23 protein-coding genes are annotated in these 25,274 nt (G+C 36.2%); all 23 read right to left on the bottom strand.

Features of this window, described 5'->3' with window-relative positions; all coding sequences use genetic code 11:
- Positions 1–62 precede the first annotated feature (62 nt).
- Positions 63–2,177 carry a polyribonucleotide nucleotidyltransferase gene (gene pnp, locus ACSBPO_RS08090; protein WP_442599546.1) on the bottom strand — a complete coding sequence of 705 codons (2,115 nt, stop codon included), beginning with the start codon at positions 2,175–2,177 and terminating at the stop codon, positions 63–65.
- Between the two features lie 216 nt (positions 2,178–2,393).
- Positions 2,394–2,663 carry a 30S ribosomal protein S15 gene (rpsO, locus tag ACSBPO_RS08085; RefSeq protein ID WP_442599545.1) on the bottom strand — a complete coding sequence of 90 codons (270 nt, stop codon included), beginning with the start codon at positions 2,661–2,663 and terminating at the stop codon, positions 2,394–2,396.
- A gap of 142 nt (positions 2,664–2,805) precedes the next feature.
- Positions 2,806–3,753 carry a bifunctional riboflavin kinase/FAD synthetase gene (gene ribF, locus ACSBPO_RS08080; protein WP_442599544.1) on the bottom strand — a complete coding sequence of 316 codons (948 nt, stop codon included), beginning with the start codon at positions 3,751–3,753 and terminating at the stop codon, positions 2,806–2,808.
- 35 nt (positions 3,754–3,788) lie between these two features.
- Positions 3,789–4,709: a tRNA pseudouridine(55) synthase TruB gene (truB, locus tag ACSBPO_RS08075; RefSeq protein ID WP_442599543.1), complete on the bottom strand. Its 921-nt coding sequence runs from the start codon at positions 4,707–4,709 to the stop codon at positions 3,789–3,791.
- 146 nt (positions 4,710–4,855) lie between these two features.
- On the bottom strand, positions 4,856–5,227 hold the full coding sequence (gene rbfA, locus ACSBPO_RS08070) for a 30S ribosome-binding factor RbfA (RefSeq protein ID WP_442599542.1): 372 nt from the start codon (positions 5,225–5,227) through the stop codon (positions 4,856–4,858).
- Between the two features lie 16 nt (positions 5,228–5,243).
- Positions 5,244–5,525: a DUF503 domain-containing protein gene (locus ACSBPO_RS08065; RefSeq protein WP_442599541.1), complete on the bottom strand. Its 282-nt coding sequence runs from the start codon at positions 5,523–5,525 to the stop codon at positions 5,244–5,246.
- Positions 5,522–7,795: a translation initiation factor IF-2 gene (gene infB / locus ACSBPO_RS08060; RefSeq protein WP_442599540.1), complete on the bottom strand. Its 2,274-nt coding sequence runs from the start codon at positions 7,793–7,795 to the stop codon at positions 5,522–5,524. The genes ACSBPO_RS08065 and infB overlap by 4 nt, the downstream gene beginning before the upstream one ends.
- A 19-nt stretch (positions 7,796–7,814) precedes the next feature.
- Complete coding sequence (locus ACSBPO_RS08055) at positions 7,815–8,117, bottom strand: YlxQ family RNA-binding protein (RefSeq protein ID WP_442599539.1); 303 nt, start codon at positions 8,115–8,117, stop codon at positions 7,815–7,817.
- Positions 8,117–8,398, bottom strand: a complete 282-nt coding sequence (gene rnpM, locus ACSBPO_RS08050) for an RNase P modulator RnpM (RefSeq protein ID WP_442599538.1) — start codon at positions 8,396–8,398, stop codon at positions 8,117–8,119. The genes ACSBPO_RS08055 and rnpM overlap by 1 nt, the downstream gene beginning before the upstream one ends.
- Positions 8,399–8,413: 15 nt before the next feature.
- On the bottom strand, positions 8,414–9,541 hold the full coding sequence (nusA, locus tag ACSBPO_RS08045) for a transcription termination factor NusA (RefSeq protein WP_442599537.1): 1,128 nt from the start codon (positions 9,539–9,541) through the stop codon (positions 8,414–8,416).
- A 54-nt stretch (positions 9,542–9,595) separates the two neighbouring features.
- On the bottom strand, positions 9,596–10,063 hold the full coding sequence (gene rimP / locus ACSBPO_RS08040; RefSeq protein WP_442599536.1) for a ribosome maturation factor RimP: 468 nt from the start codon (positions 10,061–10,063) through the stop codon (positions 9,596–9,598).
- Positions 10,064–10,290: 227 nt separating this feature from the next.
- Positions 10,291–14,610: a PolC-type DNA polymerase III gene (locus ACSBPO_RS08035; RefSeq protein ID WP_442599535.1), complete on the bottom strand. Its 4,320-nt coding sequence runs from the start codon at positions 14,608–14,610 to the stop codon at positions 10,291–10,293.
- 178 nt (positions 14,611–14,788) lie between these two features.
- Entirely contained in the window at positions 14,789–16,492 is a 1,704-nt protein-coding gene (locus tag ACSBPO_RS08030; protein ID WP_442599534.1) for a proline--tRNA ligase, read from the bottom strand.
- A gap of 29 nt (positions 16,493–16,521) precedes the next feature.
- On the bottom strand, positions 16,522–17,778 hold the full coding sequence (gene rseP, locus ACSBPO_RS08025) for an RIP metalloprotease RseP (protein ID WP_442599533.1): 1,257 nt from the start codon (positions 17,776–17,778) through the stop codon (positions 16,522–16,524).
- A gap of 199 nt (positions 17,779–17,977) precedes the next feature.
- A complete protein-coding gene (locus tag ACSBPO_RS08020; protein ID WP_442599532.1) occupies positions 17,978–19,120 on the bottom strand; it encodes a 1-deoxy-D-xylulose-5-phosphate reductoisomerase in 1,143 nt (380 codons plus the stop codon).
- Between the two features lie 34 nt (positions 19,121–19,154).
- On the bottom strand, positions 19,155–19,943 hold the full coding sequence (locus ACSBPO_RS08015; protein ID WP_442599531.1) for a phosphatidate cytidylyltransferase: 789 nt from the start codon (positions 19,941–19,943) through the stop codon (positions 19,155–19,157).
- Between the two features lie 19 nt (positions 19,944–19,962).
- The gene (locus tag ACSBPO_RS08010) at positions 19,963–20,739 is read right to left on the bottom strand and encodes an isoprenyl transferase (RefSeq protein WP_442599530.1); all 777 of its coding nucleotides are present in this window, start codon (positions 20,737–20,739) and stop codon (positions 19,963–19,965) included.
- A gap of 241 nt (positions 20,740–20,980) precedes the next feature.
- Positions 20,981–21,538 carry a ribosome recycling factor gene (gene frr / locus ACSBPO_RS08005; protein ID WP_442599529.1) on the bottom strand — a complete coding sequence of 186 codons (558 nt, stop codon included), beginning with the start codon at positions 21,536–21,538 and terminating at the stop codon, positions 20,981–20,983.
- A gap of 2 nt (positions 21,539–21,540) precedes the next feature.
- Positions 21,541–22,263: a UMP kinase gene (gene pyrH, locus ACSBPO_RS08000; RefSeq protein WP_442599528.1), complete on the bottom strand. Its 723-nt coding sequence runs from the start codon at positions 22,261–22,263 to the stop codon at positions 21,541–21,543.
- A gap of 104 nt (positions 22,264–22,367) precedes the next feature.
- The gene (gene tsf / locus ACSBPO_RS07995) at positions 22,368–23,249 is read right to left on the bottom strand and encodes a translation elongation factor Ts (protein ID WP_442599527.1); all 882 of its coding nucleotides are present in this window, start codon (positions 23,247–23,249) and stop codon (positions 22,368–22,370) included.
- 172 nt (positions 23,250–23,421) lie between these two features.
- Positions 23,422–24,132, bottom strand: coding sequence for a 30S ribosomal protein S2 (rpsB, locus tag ACSBPO_RS07990; RefSeq protein ID WP_442599526.1), 711 nt, complete (start codon positions 24,130–24,132; stop codon positions 23,422–23,424).
- Between the two features lie 150 nt (positions 24,133–24,282).
- Positions 24,283–24,855: a hypothetical protein gene (locus tag ACSBPO_RS07985; RefSeq protein ID WP_442599525.1), complete on the bottom strand. Its 573-nt coding sequence runs from the start codon at positions 24,853–24,855 to the stop codon at positions 24,283–24,285.
- Between the two features lie 8 nt (positions 24,856–24,863).
- Positions 24,864–25,169: a hypothetical protein gene (locus ACSBPO_RS07980; RefSeq protein WP_442599524.1), complete on the bottom strand. Its 306-nt coding sequence runs from the start codon at positions 25,167–25,169 to the stop codon at positions 24,864–24,866.
- Positions 25,170–25,274: the final 105 nt, after the last annotated feature.

The raw sequence follows: 25,274 nt of genomic DNA, 5'->3' as shown, positions 1-25,274 counted from the left end.
CCAGGGATTCCCTGACTTGCATTTTAATGTTTTATGCTATTTCCCCAAAATGGCTTTTTTGTTTATTGCTGTTCAGCCTTTTCTTTTTGTTCTTTAAGTACGACTTTTCTTGATAAATTTACACGACCCTGTTTATCAATTTCAGTAACTTTCACTAAAATTTCATCTCCAATGGAAACGACATCTTCTACTTTTCCAACTCGTTCTTCAGCCAGTTCTGAAATATGAACAAGTCCATCTTTACCTGCGAAGATTTCAACAAAAGCGCCAAATTTTTCAATTCGTTTTACTTTCCCTAGATACATTTGCCCTACTTCTACTTCACGGACAATATCTTCAATAATTTTCTTCGCTTTTTGATTCATTTCTTCATTTGTGGAAGAAATAAATACGGTACCATCTTGCTCGATATCGATCTTTACGCCAGTTTCTTCAATAATCTTATTAATTTGCTTCCCACTTGGTCCAATAACATCACGAATTTTATCAGGATTAATGGTCATTGTTAAAATTTTCGGAGCGTATCTTGAAAGCTCAGATTTCGGAGCAGAAAGTGTATCCAGCATGGATTGAAGGATTTGCATTCTACCGATTTTTGCTTGTTGAAGAGCTTCTTCAAGTATAGCTCGTGATAAACCTTCGATTTTAATATCCATTTGCAAGGCCGTAACACCTTTTGCAGTACCCGCTACTTTAAAGTCCATATCACCTAGGTGGTCTTCCATACCTTGAATATCAGTAAGCACTGTGTAATGTTCTCCTGATTTTACAAGACCCATCGCGATACCAGCTACTGGGGCTTTAATAGGAACTCCCGCATCCATCATAGCTAGAGTACTTGCACAAATACTTGCTTGAGATGTTGAGCCATTTGATTCTAGGACTTCTGATACCAAACGAATCGTATATGGGAAATCCTTTTCATCTGGGATGATAGGTTCTAATGCTCTTTCTCCTAAAGCACCATGTCCAATTTCACGTCTTCCAGGTCCTCTGGATGGTCCTGTTTCACCTACACTGAATTGAGGGAAATTATAGTGATGCATAAATCGTTTCTCTTCTTCAAGGCCTAAACCATCTAAAATCTGAACATCTCCTAATGCTCCAAGGGTACATACACTTAGAGCCTGGGTTTGACCACGCGTAAATAATCCAGATCCGTGTGTACGAGGCAATAAACCTACTTCAGAAGATAAAGGGCGAATTTCATCCGCTTTACGACCATCAGGACGTACTTTTTCAACTGTAATTAATCGACGAACCTCTGCTTTTACTAGCTTGTCCAAAACTTGTTTCACTTGTTTTAGAGTTTCAGCATCTGCTTCTTCTGCTTCGTATTTTGCAATTACATCATTTTTTACTATTTTAATGGCTTCTTCACGTGCATGTTTTTCTTGCACTTGGATAGCGTTGTTAAGCTCTGCTTCACACATTTGTCGAACAGTAGCTTCAATATCTTTATTTATTTCGTAGAGAGCGATTTCTCTTTTGTCTTTACCAACTTCGGCAACAATTTTTTCTTGGAATTCGATTAAACGCTTAATTTCCTCATGACCAAACATGATTGCCTCTAACATAACTTCTTCAGGTACTTCATTTGCACCAGCTTCTACCATGTTAATTGCATCCTTTGTTCCTGCAACCGATAAGTGAATGTCACTATTTTCCATTTGCGCTACTGTAGGATTGATAATAAATTGGCCATCAATTCTACCAACAATCACCCCAGCAATAGGACCTTCGAATGGGATATCAGATACACTTAGTGCTAATGAAGAACCAAACATTGCAGCCATTTCGGATGAACAATCTTGGTCCACACTCATAACAATACTTACAACTTGTACATCATTTCGGAATCCATCAGCAAATAGCGGACGAATTGGTCGGTCAATTAATCTGCTTGCTAAAATTGCCTTTTCACTTGGACGACCCTCTCTTTTAATAAACCCGCCAGGTATTTTCCCAACCGCATATAAACGCTCCTCGTAATTCACAGTTAATGGGAAGAAGTCTAAATTTTTTGGTTCCTTAGATGCTGTAGCAGTACTTAACACAGCTGTATCACCATATCGAATTAATACAGCACCACTTGCTTGTTTTGCAAGTTGGCCATGTTCAACAGTGAGTTGTCTACCAGCCCAATCTATGGAATAGATATGTTTTTCTTGTTCCATTATTTTTACCCCTCTCTATCGTCATAAAAAAGGTAGCGAAAAATTCTGAATTTTTCACTTCCCTAAGTATTTTCATCTTATATAAAAAAATATAAACATTTTTATCTGTACAATGTCCAATATTAGTATGACCAATAACTAAACAGTTCAAATCATTATGTATATGTATTTTTTCTTTAAACACTAAAAAAGCGGGAAAAATCCCGCTTCTTTGACTTATCGACGTAATCCAAGCTTGTTAATTAAAACACGGTAGCGTTGTACATCTTTGTTACGTAAGTAAGTTAAAAGATTACGACGTTTACCTACCATTTTTAATAGACCGCGACGTGAGTGGTGGTCTTTCTTATGAGTACGTAAGTGCTCATTAAGGTTATTGATTGATTCTGTAAGGACAGCGATTTGAACTTCTGCAGATCCAGTATCGCTCTCATGAGTTTTGAACTCATTGATAAGTTCATTTTTACGCTCTTGAGTGATTGCCATCCTATTCACCTCCTAAGATAATTTCAAATCCCCTGTTACCGAGCAAGCGTCGGTGAATCGACTTGCCAAGCAAAGGTTCAATTTGATACGTTAATAAGAATACAACGTTCTTCGAAAAAAAGCAAGTCTAACTATCATTTTTTCAGCTAAACACAATATTTTCAAGATAGTTCATAGCAAATTTCTTATCTTTTTCAATTTGTGCAACAAGTTCATTTATGCCATTAAATTTTTGTTCTTTTCGAATATACTTATGCCATTCTACTTTTACAATTTGACCGTAAATTTCTTTATTAAAATCAAATATATGCACTTCAACAGTAGGTTTGTCTCCGCTCCCATGGTTAAAAGTTGGCTTATGGCCAACATTACATACGCCATCGTACCAATTTCCCTCTACTTCAATTCTTACCGCATAAACACCTAGCGGCGGAAGCAAATAATCATCAGCCATATCAATATTGGCTGTAGGAAATCCAATCGTTCTTCCCCTCTTATCACCATGAATAACCTCACCTACAGTTTGGTAATATCTACCTAGTAGATTTAGGAGTTCTTCTGTCTTCCCATTTAAGATATATTGTCTAATCAAAGTTGAACTGATTTTTTCTCCCTCTTTTGCAAGCTTTGGGATGACAGTGTGGTGAAATTCATTACGCGAATGAAAAGGTAGTGTTTCCATTGTCCCTTTGCCCATTCTTCCATATGAAAAATCAAAACCAGCTACCACATGTTTTACATTTAAGCCAATGATGTATTCATCTACAAATTCCTGAGGCAAAAGATTCGCGAATTCTTGTGTAAAACTCACGATAAACACATAATCAATACCCAATTGGTCAAATATCCTTATTTTCTCATCAAGCGGACTTATATATTTAACATGTTTTTGGCCTTTTCCTAAAACCACAGAGGGATGCGGATCGAAAGTCATTACGGCACTTTTCAGCCCACTTTTTTTAGCTTCTTCTTTGGCTTCATTAATCACTTTTTGATGTCCAAGATGCACCCCATCAAAATACCCCAAAGCCATAACCATAGGTGGAAAATTAGACATTTTATGAGGATGCTGCAATTTTATAACTTCCACGATGTGACACCCTTTTCTAAATAACAGTACCTTATTTAAAATGTATCATTGCGTAAAACTTTTGTAGGCTTTAAAAAGTCAGGCTTACTTGGATGAATTGCGTATATTGCCAGTGCCTTTTCATTTTTAGTTTCCACGACAATAGGACCGTTTTGATTTAAAAGTTGTTCTGGAACAGGCAATAATGCCCCATTCTTTACTTTCTCTGCTACTGTATCACTTATTTGATATTTCGGCAAATGAGAAATACCAGCTTCTAATGGATATAAAATTTTATCCATTTCACCTTTTAGCATAAACTGTTCTACCTCTTCAAATGTAAAACAGTCTTGAAGTAAAAAAGAAGCGGATTGAATTCTTTTTAACTTTGACATATGCGCAGGAATATTAAGCATCTCACCAATCATCACAGCAAGCGTTCGAATATAAGTACCCTTACTGCAAGTAACACGAAAGCTAAAGGAAATAGTATCACCACTAAACGTATCTCTATCATCTAATAATTCAATTGAATAAATGTTAACCTTCCGAGTAGGTCTTTCTACTACAATCCCTTGCCTTGCATATTCATAAAGTTTTTTACCATTTACTTTAACCGCAGAATACATCGGGGGGGTTTGTACTATTTCACCTTGCAACGCCTGTAGTACCTCTAGAATCTTACTACGTAAAATCGGCGATTCAATCTTTCTTTGATCAACGATTTCCCCTGAAGCATCTTCAGTCGTTGTAGAAAATCCTAAAGTCACCTCCCCTTCATAAGATTTTCCTGCATCTGTTATGTATTCAGCAATTTTTGTAGCTCTCCCGATACATATGGGTAATACACCTGTTACATCAGGGTCAAGTGTTCCCGTGTGTCCTACCTTTTTTGTTTTTAATATCTTTCTTATTTTAAATACACAATCGTGTGACGTTAGTCCCGCTGGTTTAAAAAGCGGAAGGATACCTTCCATATCATTTACCTCCTATTAACTTTTTCACAAAAAAACTTTACCTCCTTACGTGATACAAAGAAGGACTGACTCAGGAGGGAATAAATAATATTCCATGAGTTCAGTCCTAAAAAAATTCATTCTAATCTTGCATGCTTTAAGATTTGCTATTCTTCTTCGTGTTTTTCATTATCTCTGCTGTCCTCTTGGAGCTGATGAAGTATACTATTAATTCGGTTTCCATAATTAATCGATTCATCCCATTCGAAAATAATTTCTGGGGTTTTGCGAAGTCTAATTCGTTGTCCTACTTCGGTACGAATAAACCCCTTCGCTTTTGCTAATCCCTTTAAAGTATTTTCTCTTTGCTCCTCGTCTCCTAATACAGAGATATAAACTTTTGCTTGTTGAAGATCTCCTGAAACCTGGACATCTGTAACGGTTACAAAGCCAATACGTGGGTCTTTTATTTTACGACCGATAATATCGCTTAGTTCCTTTTTCATTTGTTCTCCAACTCTATTTGCTCTGTGACTCATATATTTCACCTCATAATTAAAGCCATTCTAAATCGGTGATAGTGCGTTCTATCTCGGGAAAAGAATCAATAAGTTTGAGGGCATTCTGCAACTCGATTTCTGCTGAGACTTTTACCGATGCAACGGTTACAATCGCAATTTTTGTACGCTGCCATAAATCCTGATAATCAACTTCTGCGACAGAAACATTATATTTCTGCTTAATGCGCGTAATGATACGCTGCAAGACCGCACGTTTTTCTTTTAAAGAATGGGCATCGTAAATGATACACTCACATTCGGCTAAGCCGATGATCATTTACGTTCTACTTCTTCCATAATAAATGCTTCAATGATGTCGCCTTCTTTTACATCATTAAAGTTTTTAATGGTAATACCACATTCATATCCCTGGCTAACTTCTTTTGCGTCATCTTTAAAACGTTTTAAGTCATCGATGACACCTTCAAAAATAACTACGCCATCGCGAATCAAGCGTATTCCGCTATTGCGGGTAATTTTACCATCTGTTACATATGAACCCGCAATGGTACCTACTTTAGACACTTTGAAAGTCTGACGAACTTCAGCTTGACCAATGATTTTTTCAGCAAACTCAGGATCAAGCATCCCCTTCATTGCCGCTTCAATTTCTTCCATTACCTTATAGATGATACGATGTAAACGAATATCAACCTTCTCTGCTTCAGCAGCACGTTTCGCATTTACATCAGGTCTTACGTTAAAACCAATGACAATAGCATTCGATGCAGCTGCTAATGTAACATCGGATTCTGTAATAGCCCCAACTGCAGAGTGGATAATCTTAATGTTAACGCCTTCTACATCAATTTTTTGCAGTGATGCACTAAGCGCTTCCGCAGAACCCTGAACGTCTGCTTTAACGATAAGGTTTAGGTCCTTCATTTCACCTTGTTTCATTTGTTCAAACAAGCTTTCTAATGTAACACGTGATTTTTCACCACGTTGTGCAAGAAGGGCTTGTTGAGCACGATTTTCACCAACTTGACGTGCCGTTTTCTCATCATTAAATACAACAAAACGATCACCAGCCTGAGGAACATCACTTAATCCCGTGATTTCAACAGGTGTAGATGGACCTGCTTCTTTTACACGGCGCCCAAGGTCATTTACCATTGCACGAACACGCCCAAATGTATTTCCAACTACAATTGGATCACCAATTTTCAGGGTTCCATTTTGAACTAAAAGTGTCGCAACAGAGCCTCGACCCTTATCTAATTGTGCTTCAATAACTGTACCAACAGCATTTCGCTTTGGATTTGCTTTGTATTCCTCTACCTCTGCAACTAATAAAATCATTTCAAGTAGGTTATCGATACCTTCACCTTGCAACGCAGAAATAGGTACAAAAATAGTTTCCCCACCCCATGCTTCTGGTACTAATCCATATTCCGTTAATTCCTGCATTACACGGTCAGGGTTTGCTGATTCCTTATCCATTTTGTTAACAGCGACAATAATTGGAACTTCAGCTGCTTTCGCATGATTAATTGCTTCAATTGTCTGAGGCATAACACCATCATCAGCTGCAACAACAAGAATGGTAATATCGGTAATTTTTGCACCACGCGCACGCATAGTTGTAAATGCTGCGTGTCCTGGGGTATCAAGGAAAGTAATTCTCTTATCCTTCTCAACTACTTGGTATGCACCAATATGTTGAGTAATACCACCTGCTTCACCTGCAGTTACTTTTGTGTTACGGATAGAATCCAAGAGAGTTGTTTTCCCGTGGTCAACGTGACCCATTATTGTTACTACTGCAGGGCGTTCAACAAGGTTAGCACCCTCTTCTTCTTCAAAGTAGTTTTCTAAATCGGTCATATCGATTTTAATTTCTTCTTCTACTTCAACCCCGTACTCACCAGCGATTAACTCAATAGCATCTTTATCAAGAGTTTGGTTTATTGTTGCCATAACTCCTAATAAAAATAACTTCTTAATGATTTCAGAAGGTTCTCTGTGCAATTTTTTTGCTAATTCTGCTACAGTTAATGATTCAGTAAAAGTAATTTTAGTTGGAAGCTCTTTTTGTTTTTTAGGTTGTACTTGAGCTTGCTGAACAGGTTGATGCTTTTTGTTTTGGTGTTGAGGTTTTTTATTTTTATTAAAATTATTGTTATTACTATTATTTGGTTTAGTAAATACTTTATTTTCTTTTGATTGATATTCTTTATCATGTTTCTTACCTTCAAGGGTCTTTGGTCCTGTTTTTACCTTCACCTTTGAAGGATCCACATTTTTATCATCATCTTCTATAATTGCTTTTGCTTTTGGCTTCTCTTGTCCCACTGTTTTCACCTGTTGTTGTGGCTTATTTTGAGGTTTACTCCCGTTATTTTGCTGTGTTTTTGCAGCTTGTGATTTCGAGGAATTACCCGCTTCATTTTTTACATAAAGGCTATCTAACTTTTTTAAGGTATCATCTTCAATTGTTGCCATATGATTTGAAACCTCTATATTCATACCCTTTAATTTATGAATAACATCTTTACTTGAAACATTGTGTTTTTTGGCGTACTCATACACACGTATTTTACTCATATTTTCACCCCCGCTAAAATTAATCGAGCAAAGTCACCAGTTTTCTAGCAAATCCACCATCAAGTACTGCTACAACGACACGAGCTTCTTTTCCAATAGCTTGACCTAGTAATTCTCTGGATTCGACCGTCTTAAGAGGGACGTTATAAAAATTACATTTATCAGTAATTTTTTTCGTTGTATTTTGCGATGCATCTGCTGATAACAATATCAGTTTGGCTCTACCACTGCGAATTTCTTTTAGGGCAAGCTCTTCACCTGAAATAATTTTCCGTGCTCGATTGGCCAAGCCAAGCAATGACATCCATTGATTTGAGTTCATTAGGATAGTCGTTTCTCCTTCTCGATCATCTCTATAAGTTCTTCATATATGTTATCTTCAATAGCTGCTTGTAAATGATTCGATAGAATATTCTTCTTTTTAGCTAAAAGAACAGCTTCCGTATCTTTAGATAAATATGCTCCACGGCCAGACTTTTTTCCAGTAAGGTCAATACTGACCAAACCTTCTTTCGAGCGAACGATGCGAACAAGTTCTTTTTTTGGCTTCATCTCACCGGTTGCCACGCATTTTCTCATAGGAACTTTTTTACCGTTGTTCACATTCATTCACCTCACTTAAAAGTCGCTTTCTTCATGAAACTCATATTCACTTTCATCCTCATCATCACCAAACAAATTAAAAGCTTCTTCTCGAGGAAAGATTCCCGCTTCTCTTGCATCTGTTTCCGATTTTATATCAATTTTCCAATTTGTTAATTTTGCAGCAAGTCGTGCATTTTGACCTCTTTTACCAATTGCCAACGACAATTGATAATCTGGAACTACAACGGTTGTAGCTTTATCATTCTCATTCACAATGACATCCAATACCTTAGACGGACTTAATGCATTTGCCACAAAAACAACTGGATCTTCTGACCACTTCACAATATCTATCTTTTCGCCTTTTAGCTCGTTGACAATTGCCTGGACTCTTGAGCCTTTTGGACCCACACATGCACCAACTGGATCAACTTCATCATTTGCAGAGTAAACAGAAATTTTGGAACGGTCTCCTGCTTCACGAGCAACTGACTTGATTTCAACTGTACCATCAAATATTTCTGGCACTTCAATTTCAAATAACCGTTTTAATAGTCCTGGGTGAGTTCTAGACACAAAAATCTGTGGTCCTTTTGTGGTTTTCTCCACTTTAGTAATAAAGACCTTGATTCTGTCATGAGGTTTATAGCGTTCATTAGGCATTTGTTCATTTATTGGAAGTAGAGCTTCAATTTTACCTAAGCTCACATAAATGAATTTGGAGTCTAGTCGTTGAACAATACCAGTCATGATATCTTCTTCACGATCTATAAACTCAGAATAAATAATGCCACGTTCAGCTTCACGTACTCTTTGTGTAACCACCTGTTTTGCTGTTTGAGCTGCGATTCGTCCAAAATCCTTCGGTGTTACTTCAAGCTCAACAACATCTTCTACTTGATAATTCGGATTAATGCGTCTAGCATCCTCAATCGAAATTTCAAGTCTTGGATCGAACACTTGTTCCACAACTTCTTTTCTTGCAAATACACGCATCGACCCTGAACCAAGATTTAAGTCAATTCTTACATTTTGTGCTTGGTTAAAGTTCCGACGATACGCTGAAACTAAAGCTGCTTCGATCGCGTCGATTAAGACATCACGAGAAATCCCTTTCTCTTTTTCCAAAATCATAAGAGCATCCAGTAATTCACTGCTCATGAGATTTGTATCCCCCTTTAATCACACATCATTCAATTCTTTTTAAGAATATTATTAAAAAGTAACAGCTAACCTTGCATTAGCGACTTTTTCAAACGGAATTTCGATGATTTTTTTTCTTGTCTTTATTTTCACTTCAACTTTAATCATTTCACCATTAAATTCGATTAATGTACCTTCAAACCCTTTTTCACCTTCAATTGGTTCATATGTTTTAATGAAAACATTTTTACCAATAGCTCTTTCAAAGTCTTTATCCTTTTTAAGTGGACGTTCAGCTCCGGGTGAAGAAACTTCAAGAAAGTAGTTATGTGGAATAGGATCAATTTCATCTAATTTTTCGCTTAATTTTTCACTTATTAAACCGCATTCTTCAATATCAATACCATTTTCTTTATCTATGTATACTCGTAGGAACCAATCTCTTCCTTCTTTCACATATTCGATATCGACTAATTCAAGCCCAGCATCCGTTACAATTGGGGAGACTAATTCCGCAACTACCTCGGTAACTTTGCTCATATTTTACCTCCTTTACCTAACATCGCCTCTGATTTTCCAAAAAAATACATATACACAAGACGAAAGAGTGGGTTTCCCCACTCTTGTTGTACTGCGAGTTTATACGTAGTATTTCCAATAAAACTATACCATAACCAAAATATATATGCAAACAACGGTAATTATATAGACAGTATTAAAACCTATAATAATAACAAGAGCGACTCAGGGAAGCCGCTCTTGTTTTTTTAGAATAAAGATAATTGATTTTGTTCTGGTAACGCTGTTAGACATCCAAGATTATCTAAATATTCTAGAATTGTTTTCGAAACTTTACCACGTTGCTGTAAATCTTCTTTTGATAAAAATTCTCCTTCTTCCCGCGCTTTAACGATGTTAAAGGCAGCGTTTGTTCCTAAGCCAGGTATGGAATTAAAAGGTGGAATTAAAGAATCTCCATCTATTAAGAATTCGTTTGCACTTGAATTGTATAGGTCTACCTTTTTAAAGGAAAAACCTCTTTCATTCATTTCTAAGGCTAATTCTAAAACCGTTAATAGATTCTTCTCCTTAGTAGAAGCATCTAAACCTTTTACATTTATTTCATCAATTTTCGCCTTAATGGAGTGCGATCCCTTTACCATTGCCTCAATATCAAAGTCCTCTGCACGAACTGTAAAATATGCTGCGTAATAGAGAAGTGGATGATGTACTTTAAAATACGCAATACGAACGGCCATTAAAACATATGCGGCAGCATGCGCCTTTGGGAACATATATTTAATCTTTTTACAAGAATCTATATACCATTCCGGCACATTATTTTTGCGCATTTCCTCTTCCATATCATCTGATAGTCCTTTACCTTTACGAACAGACTCCATTATTTTAAAGGCAAATGCTGGTTCCAACCCTTGATAGATTAAGTAAACCATAATATCATCACGACAACCAATTACTTCACTAAGATTACAAATATTGTTATGGATCAACTCTTGAGCATTTCCTAACCAAACATCCGTACCATGTGATAATCCAGAAATCTGAACCAATTCTGAGAAAGTCGTTGGTTTCGTGTCCTCGAGCATTTGGCGAACGAATCTTGTTCCAAACTCAGGAATTCCTAGTGTTCCAGTTTTACACATAATTTGCTCTTCTGTGACGCCTAGCGATTCCGTGCCACTAAAGATTTTCATCACTTCTGGATCATCTGTTGGAATTGTTTTTGGATCAATACCACTTAAATCCTGAAGCATCCGAATAACAGTTGGATCATCGTGACCAAGAATATCTAGCTTCAGTAAATTATCATGTATAGAATGGAAGTCGAAATGTGTTGTTTTCCATTCAGAAGAACTATCGTCAGCAGGATATTGGATAGGTGAAAAATCATAAATATCCATATAATCAGGTACAACAATGATTCCCCCTGGATGCTGTCCAGTTGTTCTTTTCACTCCTGTACATCCTGATGCAAGACGATCTATTTCAGCTCCTCTTAATTGAAGATTATTTTCTTGTTGGTACGCTTTTACATAACCATAAGCCGTTTTATCTGCTACAGTACCGATTGTACCCGCACGGAATACGTAATCTTCTCCAAAGAGTACCTTAGTATAATTATGGGCACGTGGCTGATATTCACCAGAAAAGTTCAAATCGATATCAGGTACTTTGTCACCCTTGAATCCTAAGAACGTTTCAAACGGTATATCATGTCCGTCTTTTTTATAATGCTCCCCGCAATTAGGACAATCTTTATCCGGAAGGTCAAAACCAGAACCCACTGAACCGTCATTAAAAAATTCAGAGTGCTTACATGTTGGGCAAACATAATGCGGTGGAAGTGGATTTACTTCCGTAATTTCCTGCATTGTCGCGACTAACGAGGAACCAACAGATCCACGTGAACCTACTAGATAACCATCATCTAGTGATTTTTTTACAAGTTTATGTGAAATCAAATAGATAACCGCAAATCCATGGCCAATAATACTTTTGAGCTCTTTTTCAAGTCTTGCTTCCACTATTTCTGGGAGTGGGTCACCGTAAATACTTTTTGCTCGGGCGTAACTCATTTCCCGAACTTCATCTTCTGCACCTTCAATTTTCGGTGTGTACAAATCATCTTTAATCGGCTTTATTGTTTCAATTAGGTCAGCTATTTTGTTGGTATTTGTCACAACAATTTCTTTAGCTTTCTCAGCACCTAAAAAGGCAAAGGCATCTAGCATTTCATTGGTTGTTCTGAAATGTACATCTGGCAGTTGGTGACGATTTAGAGGATTAGCTCCACCTTGCGAATTTACTAGGATTTTTCTGTGAATTTTGTCTGTTTCATTTATATAATGGACATTTCCAGTTGCTACAACAGGGATGTCTAGCTTTTCTCCAAGTTGAACAATGTTTTTAATAATATCCTCTAATGCTTTATTATCTCGAACAAGTTCCATCTCAATTAGATGGGCATAAACTTGTTTCGGCATCACTTCAATATAATCGTAAAAACGAGCCATTTCTTCTACTTCTTCGGGGCCCTTTTGCATCATTCCTTCAAATACTTCACCTTTATCACATGCAGAACCAACTAGTATTCCTTCACGATGTTTTTGCAAGACGGATCGTGGAATTCTAGGTACCCGATAGAAATATTGTAATTGAGAAATAGATACTAGTTTAAATAAGTTTTTAAGACCAATCTCATTTTGAGCCAACAAGGTACAATGATACGGGCGTGCCCTTTGATAGGCATTTCCTTTTCCCATGTTATCGTTTAATTGGTCATGGTATTCGATACCTTTTTCTAGAGCATCCTTTAACATCTTTGTTAACAAGTAGCCTGTTGCTTCAGCATCATAAATCGCACGGTGATGCTGAGTTAAATCCACATCAAACTTTTTCGCTAACGTATTTAATCGGTGGTTTTTAAATTCAGGATATAAGAATCGAGCTAATTCAAGAGTATCTATAACCGGATTCTTTACTTTTTCAAGTCCCATTCTTTTATAGCCAACATTTAAGAAGCCCATATCGAAAGAGGCATTATGAGCAACAAAAACTGAATCCCCTGTCCAATCATGAAACTTCTGTAATACTTCTTCGATTTCTGGGGCATTTTCTACCATATCATCCGTAATACCTGTTAAATCAATAGTAGTTGCGGAAAGCTTATGATGTGGATTTGCGAACGCTTCAAATCGATCAATAATTTCACCTTCACGTATTTTCACTGCCGCAAGTTCGATAATTTTATCGTAGACAGCAGAAAGTCCTGTTGTTTCCACGTCAAATACAACATACGTGTCAGTTGCTAATAACCGATGCTCAACATTGTAGGCAATAGGAACACCATCATCGATTAAATTCGCTTCTACCCCGTATAGGATTTTAATATCATTCTTCTTTCCAGCCCCAAAAGCTTCAGGAAAGGATTGTACAACAGCGTGGTCTGTTACAGCAATAGCTTTATGCCCCCATTTTTTTGCTTGTGAAATTAAGGCACTTACAGGCGTAACAGCATCCATTTGGCTCATTGGAGTATGCAAGTGCAGCTCAACCCGCTTTTCTCCTTCAGGTGCTGTATCTTTTCTTTGAGGTCCTTTTATTTCGTTAATATCATTACCAATCATAACTAAGTCGCGTACAAATGTATCGTTCTGGATGCTGCCTCGAACCTTTGCCCACATCCCCTTTTTGACTCGTTGATACGCAGCTGCATCTTCTTTATCACGAGAAAACATTTTAACCATAATGGAGCTTGTGTAGTCTGTTATTTTAAAAGTAAGCAATGTACGACCACTACGAAGTTCCTTCGTATCTGCATCAAAAATATAGCCTTCTATTACTACACGGCGTTCCTCGTCCACTATTTCTTCTAAACGTTTAAGCTCTGAATCATCTTTAATTGTAAGACCAATCGAAAGCGGCCCCTCATCTGGAACAGATTGTTCCTGTTCAGTATCCTTCTTCTGCATTTCCACCATTGCAAGCAGTGCCTTTTCTTGGTCTTCCTTTTGTTTTGCTTCTAAGAATTGTTGATATTCTTCAGATGTTCCTTCGCTATTTAGTTCTGTATCAATAATTAGTTGAGGGAAACCAAAGGCTTGATAGATATTGGTAATATATTCAGCATATTTACGTTTGATTTGTGTACCTTCCGTTTCATTTCTAACAGATAGTATTACTTTTAAACCATTAACTTTAGGTACCTGCTCATTTAATAGTTTTAAAAGCGGTGGAGAAATACCATCAATTTCTTGGATACAGCTATTCCAATAATCAATGATATGTTCATTTGTAACTTGCTGGTTTACTACTTGAATTGTATAGGAAACTTTTGCAATATGCGCAAACGATTTTTCTAATTGGCTTGTAAACTGTTGAAAAATAGAAAATGGTAAGATATTTTCGAAGATAAATTGAAAATGCCAAGTTTTCTTTTGTTTTTCAACTAGTACTTTTTCAATCAAAGCATTGCGAAAGTGGTTTATTACAGCATCTTCTGTTAATTTAATTTGCTGTAATAAAATTTGAAAGCTTTCTTTTTTCTTTGAGGTTAGGTCGCCCAAATCTTCACTCTCCCCTCTAAATCTAGTAACTTACTATCAAAAAGAGACATAATTCTACAAACACATCAGTAATTATATCACAATTCAACGTCCTGTTTAGGATTCAGGTATTAACAATTAAAGGAATGTAAAAATAGAAGGAGTGCCACGGTTATTTATGGGCACTCCCTCTATTTTTTTATAGATTTGTTACTATTTTAGAAATTGTATTTAATAACTCTTCTTTATGAACTTCTTGTACTTCACCAGTTTTACGGGTTTTTAACTCAACGATGCCTTCAGCGGCTTTTTTACCTATTGTAATACGAACTGGAAGACCAATTAAATCCGAATCAGCAAATTTTACTCCAGGTCTTTCTTGTCGTTCATCAAATAGAACATCGTAGCGATTTTGTTTTAAAAGTTCATATAATTCTTCTGCCAAAGCAGATTGGTCCTGATCCTTCATATTCACGGCAATTAAATGAAGGTCAAACGGCGCTAAATTAACTGGCCATATTAAACCATTTTCATCATTAAACTGTTCTGCAACAGCAGCTAAGGTTCTCGAAACCCCAATACCATAACACCCCATGATCATTGGTTGGGTTCTGCCGTTTTCATCTAAATACGTTGCATTCATCGCTTCACTATAGCGAGTGCCAAGTTTGAAAACATGACCAACTTCGATTCCTTTAGCAAAGACAATTTGACCTTTACCATCAGGAGAAGGATCTCCCTCTTGAATAAATCGAAGATCTGCATACTGAGAAACCTGAAAATCACGATTAGGATTAACATTTATGTAGTGAAAATGTTCTTCATTTGCTCCACAAACCCCGTTAACAATGGCTTCCACTGCATGGTCAGCAATCACGACAATATTAGAGGCACCAATAGGTCCAAGTGAACCAATTTCACATCCTAATACAGCTTTTGTTTCTTCAGGACTAGCTAATTCAACAGAAGATGCTTCATAGATATTTTTTAATTTAATATCATTTACTTCATGATCTCCACGTACCAGAACCAGAATAAATTGATCATCAGCTTTAAATAATAATGACTTTATACATTTATTAGCACTTGTCTTTAAGAAGCTTGCAACCTCTTCAATTGTTTTTTTATTAATCGTTTCGACCTTTTCAAGTGCTTTTAGTTCTTCATTACTTTTTTCATAAATCATTTGTACAGGTGCCATTTCGATATTGGCAGCAAAATCGGAAGAGTTTGAATAAGCAATCGTATCTTCACCAATTTCCGATAAAACCATAAATTCATGCGTATCTTTTCCGCCCATTGCACCAGAATCAGCAATTACAGCACGAAAATCTAATTGGCATCTCGAAAAGACATTGGAATATGCTTGATACATTTTATTATAAACATCATCCAAGCTTTCTGGGTTCGAGTGGAAGGAGTATGCATCCTTCATTATAAATTCTCTACCTCTTAACAAACCAAAACGCGGCCTTTTTTCATCACGAAACTTTGTCTGAATTTGATATAAGGTAAGCGGTAAACGTTTGTAAGACTTTACCTCATCACGTACGAGGCTTGTAATGACTTCTTCATGCGTTGCTCCTAAGGCAAATTCACGATCATGACGGTCTTTTAATCGCATTAATTCAGGTCCATAAGTATACCAACGACCTGATTCTTGCCAAAATTCTGCTTGCTGTAGCGCAGGCATTAATAACTCTACTGCTCCAGCATTATTCATTTCTTCACGAACAATATTTTCAATTTTACGTAGCACTTTTTGAGCTAATGGTAAATAACTATATACTCCACTTGCATTTTGGCGAATGAAACCAGCTCTTAATAAGAGCTGGTGACTTTTAACTTCTGCATCCGAAGGTATTTCGCGTAGAGTAGGAATAAGGGTCATACTCTGTCTCATCTATTAGCACCTCTATTTAATTATACTGATTATAAGAAAAATCTTTGAATATCATTCCATGTTACAACTAGCATTAATAACATTAATAATGCAAAACCAATAAAATGAACCATACCTTCCTTGTGACGGTCGATCGGTTTACCTCTTAAAGCTTCCACTCCAAAGAACATGAGACGTCCCCCATCCAATGCTGGGAGCGGTAATAGGTTCATGATTCCCAAGTTAATACTCAAAATAGCAGCCCATCTCATTAAATTGAATATACCCGATTTGGCTACCGTATCTGTGGAAACATAAATCCCTACTGGTCCAGATAACATATTAATGGAAAATTGACCTGTTACCAGTTTACCTAGCATAACAAATATTTCTTTCGTCCAGAAATAAGTTTGTTCAAAACCGTAAGTTAGAGCCTTTATTGGTGATTTTTCTACAGGACTATAAACCCCAATAATCCCTATCTTTTGATCCTCTGATTCTACTTCTTTAGGAGTAACTGGAATTTCTAATGATTTTCCATCTCTATTAATCGAAAATGTTAATTCTTTATTCGGGCTTTGACGAATAATCTCAACTACGTCTGTCCATGTAGAAATTTCAGCCCCATCAATAGACTCAACTAAATCTCCCTTATGCAGACCAGCTTGCTTTGCCACCCCATCATCTGTTAAATTGCCAAGAACTGGATCGTTAGCAGGTACGCCTTGAAATAAGGCAATAATTAAAAAGACGAAGAAGGCTAAAATAAAATTCATCATCGGTCCAGCAAATATAGCCATCGTTCTTTGTCTAAGTGTTTTGGAGCCGAATTGACGATTATATGGAGCAATTTGTGTTTCTACACCATCCTCAATAATAAGGGCAGTAGGACTTAATTTAAAAGTGGATAATTCTTCAGGATTATCTTCCGCATATCCACTAATAACTAATTTATGATCAAGATCAGCAATTTCAACTTCTACAATTCTTGCATTAGGATATTTATCTTTATTGTTTAGAATAATCTTATCAACTAGACCATCGTTTAATGTTAGTCCTACACGATAACCTGGCTTAAGTTCAACGGTCTCGGGATCCTCTCCAGCCATTCGAACGAATCCCCCAATAGGCAATAGTCGAATGGTATAAATGGTCTCTCCTTTTTTAAAAGAAAGTACCTTAGGTCCAAAACCAATTGCAAATTCTCGACATAGGATACCAGCTCTTTTAGCAAAAACAAAATGTCCTAATTCATGAAAAAAAACAAGTGCTCCAAATATGACGATAAAGGCTATCACAGTACTCAATAAAAAAACCACCTTTTAAAGAAAATAAGTGAACTCATTTTACTTCGAAAATTGTCCAGCTCCAGCGCCCAGCGAAAAGTGTACTTCGCTCTCCTTCTTACGATAAGTCAACATCGAATCGCTACGCTCTTCGTGTTTCCTTTATCTCGTACGGAGCGCTCCAGTCCTGTCGTGCGCTGAACGGGCGCTTCCGCTTTTCTTATAGAAGTGAATGAACGAACTGTCGTGTTTCTTTATCAATCTCTTGAATGGTTGTTAAACTTGGATTAGAAATATTATCATGGGCTAACAATGCTTTCTCAATCAAATCTTCTATCTCTAAAAATTTTATCTTCCCTTCAAGGAATCCCGCGACAGCCACTTCATTTGCTGCATTTAAAACGGATGGTAATGTACCACCCTTCTTACCTGCTTCATAAGCAAAAGCTAAACAGCGAAAACGCTCAAAATCCATTTCTTTAAAATGAAGGGTTGCTATTTCAGCTAAATTTAGGCGCTTTGAAGTTTTTAGCGATAAACGGTCAGGATAGGTTAGAGCATATTGTATTGGAACCCTCATATCCGGTGTACCCAATTGCGCCATAATACTACTGTCATGAAATTCAATCATAGAATGAATAATACTTTCCTTATGTAATAAAACAGAAATTTTATCATAAGGCATTGAAAATAACCAATGAGCCTCTATTACCTCTAACCCTTTATTCATCATGGTAGCTGAATCAATTGTTATTTTTGCCCCCATTGACCAATTAGGATGGTTAAGTGCCTCTTTCACTGTAACCTGCTCAAGCTCTTTACGAGTTTTATCTCTAAAGCTACCACCTGATGCTGTTAGAATTAAGCGCTCGATATTTTTAGATTTTTCACCTTGTAGAGCTTGGAAGATAGCAGAGTGTTCACTATCAACAGGTAAGAGAGCTACTTTATTTCTTTGCGCAGCCTCCATTACAAGGTGACCAGCTGTAACGAGAGTTTCCTTATTCGCAATAGCAATTGTTTTTTTAGATTCTATTGCTTGTAAAGTTGGATATAAGCCAACACTTCCAAGAACGGCATTAACTAATACTTCGGCTTTATCGTATGTAGCAACTTCTGTTAATCCATCTTCACCATATGTAAATTTTATATTTGGAAATTCTAACTTTAATGTGTCGTACCCTGATTTTTCTTGGGTTGCAACCATTTCTGGACAATGTTCCTTGATCATTTTTCTCGCTAAGTCAATATTTTTACCAACAGACATTGCAACTAATTTAAACTCATTAGGATGTTGTAAAATCACGTCTAGTGTTTGTTGTCCAATAGAACCAGTTGCTCCCAGTAAACTAATTAATTTCAAAACTTTTCAACTCCATATTTTTTAAAAAACTTCATTATAACAAAAATAAGAAACTTAAAAGTGGCCATACAAACAATAAACTGTCGAAACGGTCTAAAATTCCACCATGGCCTGGCAAAAGGTTCCCAGAATCCTTAACATTAAAATGACGTTTTAGTGCAGATTCTACTAAATCTCCTATTTGCCCAAAGACAGAAAGAATCATGGTAATAACTAAAAGCTGCCATAATGATGCATCTATATCAGTTAAAATACTAAAAAGGATCGCAACAACAAGTGCAGAAATAACTCCTCCAAGGGAACCCTCAATAGTTTTATTCGGACTAATTTCTGGCCATAACTTTCTTTTCCCAGTGGCTTTTCCAATAAAATAAGCCCCTGAATCAGTAGCCCAAATGATAAATAAAGAATAAAAAACATAAGTAAGGCCGGCACTACGAGTTTCAATAAAGTAATAAAAGCCCAGTCCCACGTACAGTGTACCAAGTACAGCAAAAGATACATCTTCAAAGGTAAATTGATTTTTGGTTACAACGGTATAGGTTAAAAATAATAATACAATTAGGAAAAATAATTCCATTTTGGTAAAATTAAGCGCTATTAATACATCTTGATACTGCTGAGGCAGCAATGTCAGCCATAGTAATAATAAGGAAATGATACCTGGTATGGAGAAGAGATTAATATTTCTCATTTTTAATATTTCATATAACCCGATACTGGCAATTAAGTATGTCAAGACTAAAAACGGGATTCCACCATATAATACAATCGGGAGAAAAATGGCGGCTGCAATAATTGCTGTAATAATTCTTTGCTTCATTTATTATTCAACACCTTTTTTAAACTCCTCCAAATCTCCTTTGTCGGTTTTGGAATGCATTAACGGCATCAAGGAGATCTTCTTCCTTAAAATCTGGCCATAAGGTTTCCGTAAACCAAAATTCACTGTAGGCTAATTGCCATAGCATAAAATTGCTTAGGCGAATTTCACCACTAGTACGAATTAACAAATCCGGATCACTCAATTCGGAGGTCATTAAATAGGAAGAAAACACATCTTCCGTTAGTTCATTTTCTTTCAGTATACCACTTTTACAATCATTTAAGACATGCTTGACTGCTTCGATTATTTCGACCCTACTTCCGTAGTTAAGTGCAAAGTTTAAAATAAGACCATTATTGTTCTTTGTTTTTTCAATTGCTTTCTCAATTGCATTTAAAGTGAAACTAGGTAATTTATCTTTATGACCAATCATTTTAACTTGTACATTTTCTTCAATTAGTTCAGGTAGAAAGGTACCTAAAAATTCTTCAGGTAATTTCATCAGATAATCAACTTCCGATTTAGGGCGTTTCCAATTTTCAGTTGAAAATGCGTATAACGTTAATACATCAACTCCAAGCTCATTAGCTAGCTTGGTTATTTTCCGTACAACCTTCATACCCTCATGATGGCCGGCTACTCTAGGTAATGCTCTCTTTTTTGCCCAACGGCCATTACCGTCCATAATAATTGCAATATGCGAAGGAACCGATATTTTTTTTGTTTCAACGATACGATCTCGGAGATTGGAAGAATTTGCCCCTTTCTTCCATAGATTGATTTTATTTAACATAAGACAGCTCCCCCAAATAAAGTAATCTTACTCCGAATAACTTGTTTCAAATCCAAAACAAAAAAATATATATTTATTTTATCATAGCAGAAAAGTTAACATATATCTCTTAAAATAACTTATGTACGTCTTGCAAAAAACAGAATGATAATATTTATGTTCATCCATTGTAACACAATGTTTACCAATTGAAAAAAGGGCAAAAAAAACCCCCTTTTTAGAGGGTCTTCATTTTAATGCATTAAACTTCAAGAATTTCTTTTTCTTTGTCTTTTGCAATTTGATCTATTTTAACAATATGGTCATCGGTTAGTTTTTGAATATCATCTGAATAGCCACGTTGGTCATCTTCTGTAATTTCACCATTCTTTTCTAACTTTTTCAAGTCATCGTTAGCATCACGGCGAATGTTTCGAATCGCAATTTTAGCTTCTTCACTTTCTTTTTTAACCAATTTTACTAAGTCTTTACGACGCTCTTCTGTTAATTGTGGAATCGCAATTCGAATAAGAGAGCCATCGTTAGAAGGATTTAATCCTAAATCAGATTTAAGAATTGCCTTTTCAATTTCACCTAAGATAGTCTTGTCATACGGTTGGATAACAAGTAGTCTAGCTTCCGGAACACTGATACCAGCTAATTGATTAACCGGAGTTGGCGCCCCATAGTAATCTACCGTAATTCTATCTAATAAGGAAGCATTTGCTCTACCAGCACGAATACTAGCTAATTCTCTTGTAAAAGCTTGAATCGCTTTTGTCATACGATCCTTTGTATTTGCCATGACTGTTTTTGGCATAATTATTTCCCCCTCACAATAGTTCCAATATTTTCACCCATAACTACACGCTTAATATTCCCTTGTTCCATAATTGAGAACACAATTAACGGAATATCATTATCCATACATAATGAAGATGCTGTTGAATCCATTACTTCAAGACCTTCTTTAATAACATCTAGGAAAGTTATATGATTATACTTTTTCGCATTCTTATCAATTCGAGGATCAGCTGAATAAACACCATCAACATTATTTTTAGCCATTAATATAACTTCTGCTTCAATTTCTGCGGCACGAAGTGCTGCAGTAGTATCTGTTGAGAAATAAGGATTCCCAGTTCCTGCTGCAAAAATAACAACACGTTTCTTCTCAAGATGGCGAATTGCACGACGACGTATGTATGGTTCAGCTACCTGACGCATTTCAATCGATGATTGAACACGTGTTTCAATTCCTAATTGCTCAAGGCTATCTTGTAAAGCAAGTGAATTCATCACAGTTGCCAGCATGCCCATATAATCAGCATTTGCACGATCCATACCCATTTCACTTCCAATTTTACCACGCCAAATGTTGCCACCGCCAACAACGACTGCAACTTCCACATTCATTTCTGCTATTTCTTTCACTTGATTTGCAATGGATTTAATGACAGATGGATTAATACCAAAGCCTGCATCTCCTGCTAACGCTTCTCCACTTAGTTTTAAAACAACGCGTTTATATTTAGGGCTGGTCATAAGAACCTCCAAAGTCGAATTTACATCTTTATTTTTCCCTTTAAAAATAGGGAACACGCATTGTGTGTCCCCTATTACTAATTTTTAGCTATTTATACAATATCTTATTTCTTAATTTGATTCATTACTTCTTCAGCAAAGTTATCTTCACGCTTTTCGATACCTTCACCTACGCTATAGCGTACAAATTCACGAACTGTAGCGCCTTTAGATTCAACAAATTGACGAACCTTTTGGTCTGGGTTTTTAACAAAAGTTTGGTCAAGTAAGCAAACATCTTCAAAGTATTTACCAAGACGTCCTTCAACCATTTTTGCCACGATATTTTCAGGCTTGCCTTCATTTAGAGCTTGAGTTGTTAATACTTGACGTTCACGTTCTACTTCTTCTTGTGATACTTGATCACGAGAAACGTATAGAGGGTGAAGAGCTGCAGCATGCATAGCTACATCTTTAGCAGCATCAGCATCTGTAGTTCCTTCTAATACAGTTAAAACTGCAATGCGTCCACCCATGTGAAGGTACGCACCAAATGCATCATTGTCTGTTTTTGTTAAAACTTCGAAACGACGAAGAGTTAATTTTTCTCCAATTTTTGCAATTGCAGCGTTAATGTGGTCAGCAACCGTTGCACCATTTTCCATTGTTTGTGCTGATGCTTCTTCAGCAGATGCAGGTTTATTTTTCAGAAGATGTTGTGCTAATTCTTTAACAAGTACTTGGAAAGCATCATTTTTAGCAACGAAGTCAGTTTCTGAGTTTACTTCAAGAATAACAGCTTCATTTCCTTCTGTTAAGATATACCCTGTACCTTCAGCAGCAATACGGTCTGCTTTTTTTGCTGCAGATGCAATTCCTTTTTCACGTAAAAAGTCAACAGCTTTTTCCATATCACCATTTGTTTCAGTAAGTGCTTTTTTACAATCTAACATTCCAGCACCAGTTTTTTCACGAAGTTCTTTTACCATTTGAGCAGTAACTGCCATTTGAGTAGTCCTCCTTAAGGTATAATTACGGTTTCTTTTATGTAACCTATCACTATTGTTAGCAAAGTAACTAACAACTAATCCATGAAATAATCTTTAAAAAAAGGTGATAAAGGGTGCTTCCCTCTTATCACCTTTTAATAGCACCTAGTACATACTGTATAAGCTAATATTAAGCTTCAACAGCAGCAGTTAATTCTTCACCTTGTTTTGATTCTAAGATTGCATCAGCAATTTTAGCAGTAATAAGTTTAACTGCACGAATTGCATCGTCGTTTGCTGGAATTACATAATCAATTTCATCTGGATCGCAGTTTGTATCAACAATACCAACGATAGGAATGTTTAATTTATGCGCTTCAGCAACTGCAATGCGCTCTTTACGAGGGTCAATGATGAATAATGCATCAGGAAGACCTTTCATATCTTTAATTCCGCCTAGGAATTTTTCTAAACGCTCTTGCTCTTTCTTTAATTGAACTACTTCTTTCTTAGGTAAAACTTCAAAAGTTCCATCTTCAGACATTCTTTCGATATCTTTTAAACGTGCAATACGTTTTTGGATTGTTTCGAAGTTTGTTAATGTACCACCTAACCAACGTTGGTTAACAAAGTACATACCTGAACGTTCAGCTTCTTCTTTCACTGAATCTTGAGCTTGTTTCTTTGTTCCAACGAAAAGCATAGTTCCGCCGTTATCAGCAAGCTCCTTAACGAAATTGTAAGCTTCTTCAAACTTCTTAACTGTTTTTTGAAGGTCGATAATGTAGATACCGTTACGCTCAGTGAAGATATATTTCTTCATTTTTGGGTTCCAACGGCGAGTTTGGTGTCCAAAGTGTACACCAGCTTCAAGCAATTGCTTCATAGAAATTACTGACATGATTTTTTCCTCCTAGGTTTTTAATTTCCTCCGCTCATCTCATTTCTAAATGATAACTGTAAATACAGCACCAATCACTTAGATCCATGAACGTGTGTAATAACACCATGAAATAATATAGCATATGTCCTACCCACAATCAAGCTTTTCTTATAAATCTTGGCGAAATTTGAGTAAAAGTTGAATCTCTGTTTTACCTTTATTGAGTTTTTTGGCGATTTCTTCCTCGGAAAACCCCTGTTTTTGAAGAATAATGATGTCTTCTAATATCGTCCTATTATGACTGCTATTTTCTTCATTTTGTTTTTCAGATTTTTCCATTTTTTCTCTTTCGGCAATTTGGTGCCCTTTTTTATACGCGTTCACTACCTGAGATCTTACAACCTGAACCGGTTTAATCGGTAATTCGTTCATTTTTTCGGCAGATTGTTTTGGCACCAATATTTCGGGAGATGGATATACGTTTTCTTCTTTAATTTGATTTGGTATATATTTGTAATCATTCCTTATTTGATTCATATCTTTGATCTTTTCAAGAAATTCTTCGTTATCTTCCCTAATTTCTAATAAATATGAGGAAATAACCTCTTCCATCTCTTTTACAACTTTATCTTGTTTTTTCTCTAACTCAAAAAGTCTGTTCTGCCGTAAATATAAAATGATAATTCCAAACAATGCTACAAAATTTAAGATGAGTGAAATAACTATAAAAAAAGAATTCATAAAAACCCCTATCCGCTAAAATCAATTTTTGTCCCTTTGTATGGATGTTTACTATCTTTAATTTGATCCCTTTTTTGCTGATTAGACTTCTGTTGCTGATTTTCCTGATTCGATTCCCTTTTGTTCCTAAGGATTGCCTTTTCTGTCGTTTCATTTTTTATCACGGTTGAACGTTTTTTTTCTTGCTCTTTTTGAGATTGTTCAGCTATTTGGTCTTGCAAAATTTGTCCACGTTGTTGAATTTGTTCTTGTAATTTACCTGCATCCTGTGTCCTAGGTAATGCGACTTGTAATTCAATTGCTTTTAGACTCATCTAAACACTTCCTCATACCTGCCATTATCCTATTAATTTTATCATACCTTTTGATTAGCATATTTTAAAGCGTATAAAAAAAGAAAAACCTTCTTTATCAGGAAG

The organism is Neobacillus sp. D3-1R (assembly GCF_052180215.1).
GTDB lineage: Bacteria > Bacillota > Bacilli > Bacillales > Cytobacillaceae > Pseudoneobacillus.
Note: the sequence above shows the minus strand (reverse complement) of the source record. Positions and strands in the feature narration are given on the sequence as shown.

Excerpts from the sequence above, each read along its gene's own strand:
- pnp (WP_442599546.1), bottom strand. The coding sequence starts at position 2,177 with ATGGAACAAGAAAAACATATCTATTCCATAGATTGGGCTGGTAGACAA.
- rpsO (WP_442599545.1), bottom strand. The coding sequence starts at position 2,663 with ATGGCAATCACTCAAGAGCGTAAAAATGAACTTATCAATGAGTTCAAA.
- truB (WP_442599543.1), bottom strand. The coding sequence starts at position 4,709 with ATGGAAGGTATCCTTCCGCTTTTTAAACCAGCGGGACTAACGTCACAC.
- rbfA (WP_442599542.1), bottom strand. The coding sequence starts at position 5,227 with ATGAGTCACAGAGCAAATAGAGTTGGAGAACAAATGAAAAAGGAACTA.
- ACSBPO_RS08065 (WP_442599541.1), bottom strand. The coding sequence starts at position 5,525 with ATGATCATCGGCTTAGCCGAATGTGAGTGTATCATTTACGATGCCCAT.
- infB (WP_442599540.1), bottom strand. The coding sequence starts at position 7,795 with ATGAGTAAAATACGTGTGTATGAGTACGCCAAAAAACACAATGTTTCA.
- ACSBPO_RS08055 (WP_442599539.1), bottom strand. The coding sequence starts at position 8,117 with ATGAACTCAAATCAATGGATGTCATTGCTTGGCTTGGCCAATCGAGCA.
- nusA (WP_442599537.1), bottom strand. The coding sequence starts at position 9,541 with ATGAGCAGTGAATTACTGGATGCTCTTATGATTTTGGAAAAAGAGAAA.
- rimP (WP_442599536.1), bottom strand. The coding sequence starts at position 10,063 with ATGAGCAAAGTTACCGAGGTAGTTGCGGAATTAGTCTCCCCAATTGTA.
- ACSBPO_RS08030 (WP_442599534.1), bottom strand. The coding sequence starts at position 16,492 with ATGAGACAGAGTATGACCCTTATTCCTACTCTACGCGAAATACCTTCG.
- ACSBPO_RS08015 (WP_442599531.1), bottom strand. The coding sequence starts at position 19,943 with ATGAAGCAAAGAATTATTACAGCAATTATTGCAGCCGCCATTTTTCTC.
- ACSBPO_RS08010 (WP_442599530.1), bottom strand. The coding sequence starts at position 20,739 with ATGTTAAATAAAATCAATCTATGGAAGAAAGGGGCAAATTCTTCCAAT.
- frr (WP_442599529.1), bottom strand. The coding sequence starts at position 21,538 with ATGCCAAAAACAGTCATGGCAAATACAAAGGATCGTATGACAAAAGCG.
- pyrH (WP_442599528.1), bottom strand. The coding sequence starts at position 22,263 with ATGACCAGCCCTAAATATAAACGCGTTGTTTTAAAACTAAGTGGAGAA.
- tsf (WP_442599527.1), bottom strand. The coding sequence starts at position 23,249 with ATGGCAGTTACTGCTCAAATGGTAAAAGAACTTCGTGAAAAAACTGGT.
- rpsB (WP_442599526.1), bottom strand. The coding sequence starts at position 24,132 with ATGTCAGTAATTTCTATGAAGCAATTGCTTGAAGCTGGTGTACACTTT.
- ACSBPO_RS07985 (WP_442599525.1), bottom strand. The coding sequence starts at position 24,855 with ATGAATTCTTTTTTTATAGTTATTTCACTCATCTTAAATTTTGTAGCA.
- ACSBPO_RS07980 (WP_442599524.1), bottom strand. The coding sequence starts at position 25,169 with ATGAGTCTAAAAGCAATTGAATTACAAGTCGCATTACCTAGGACACAG.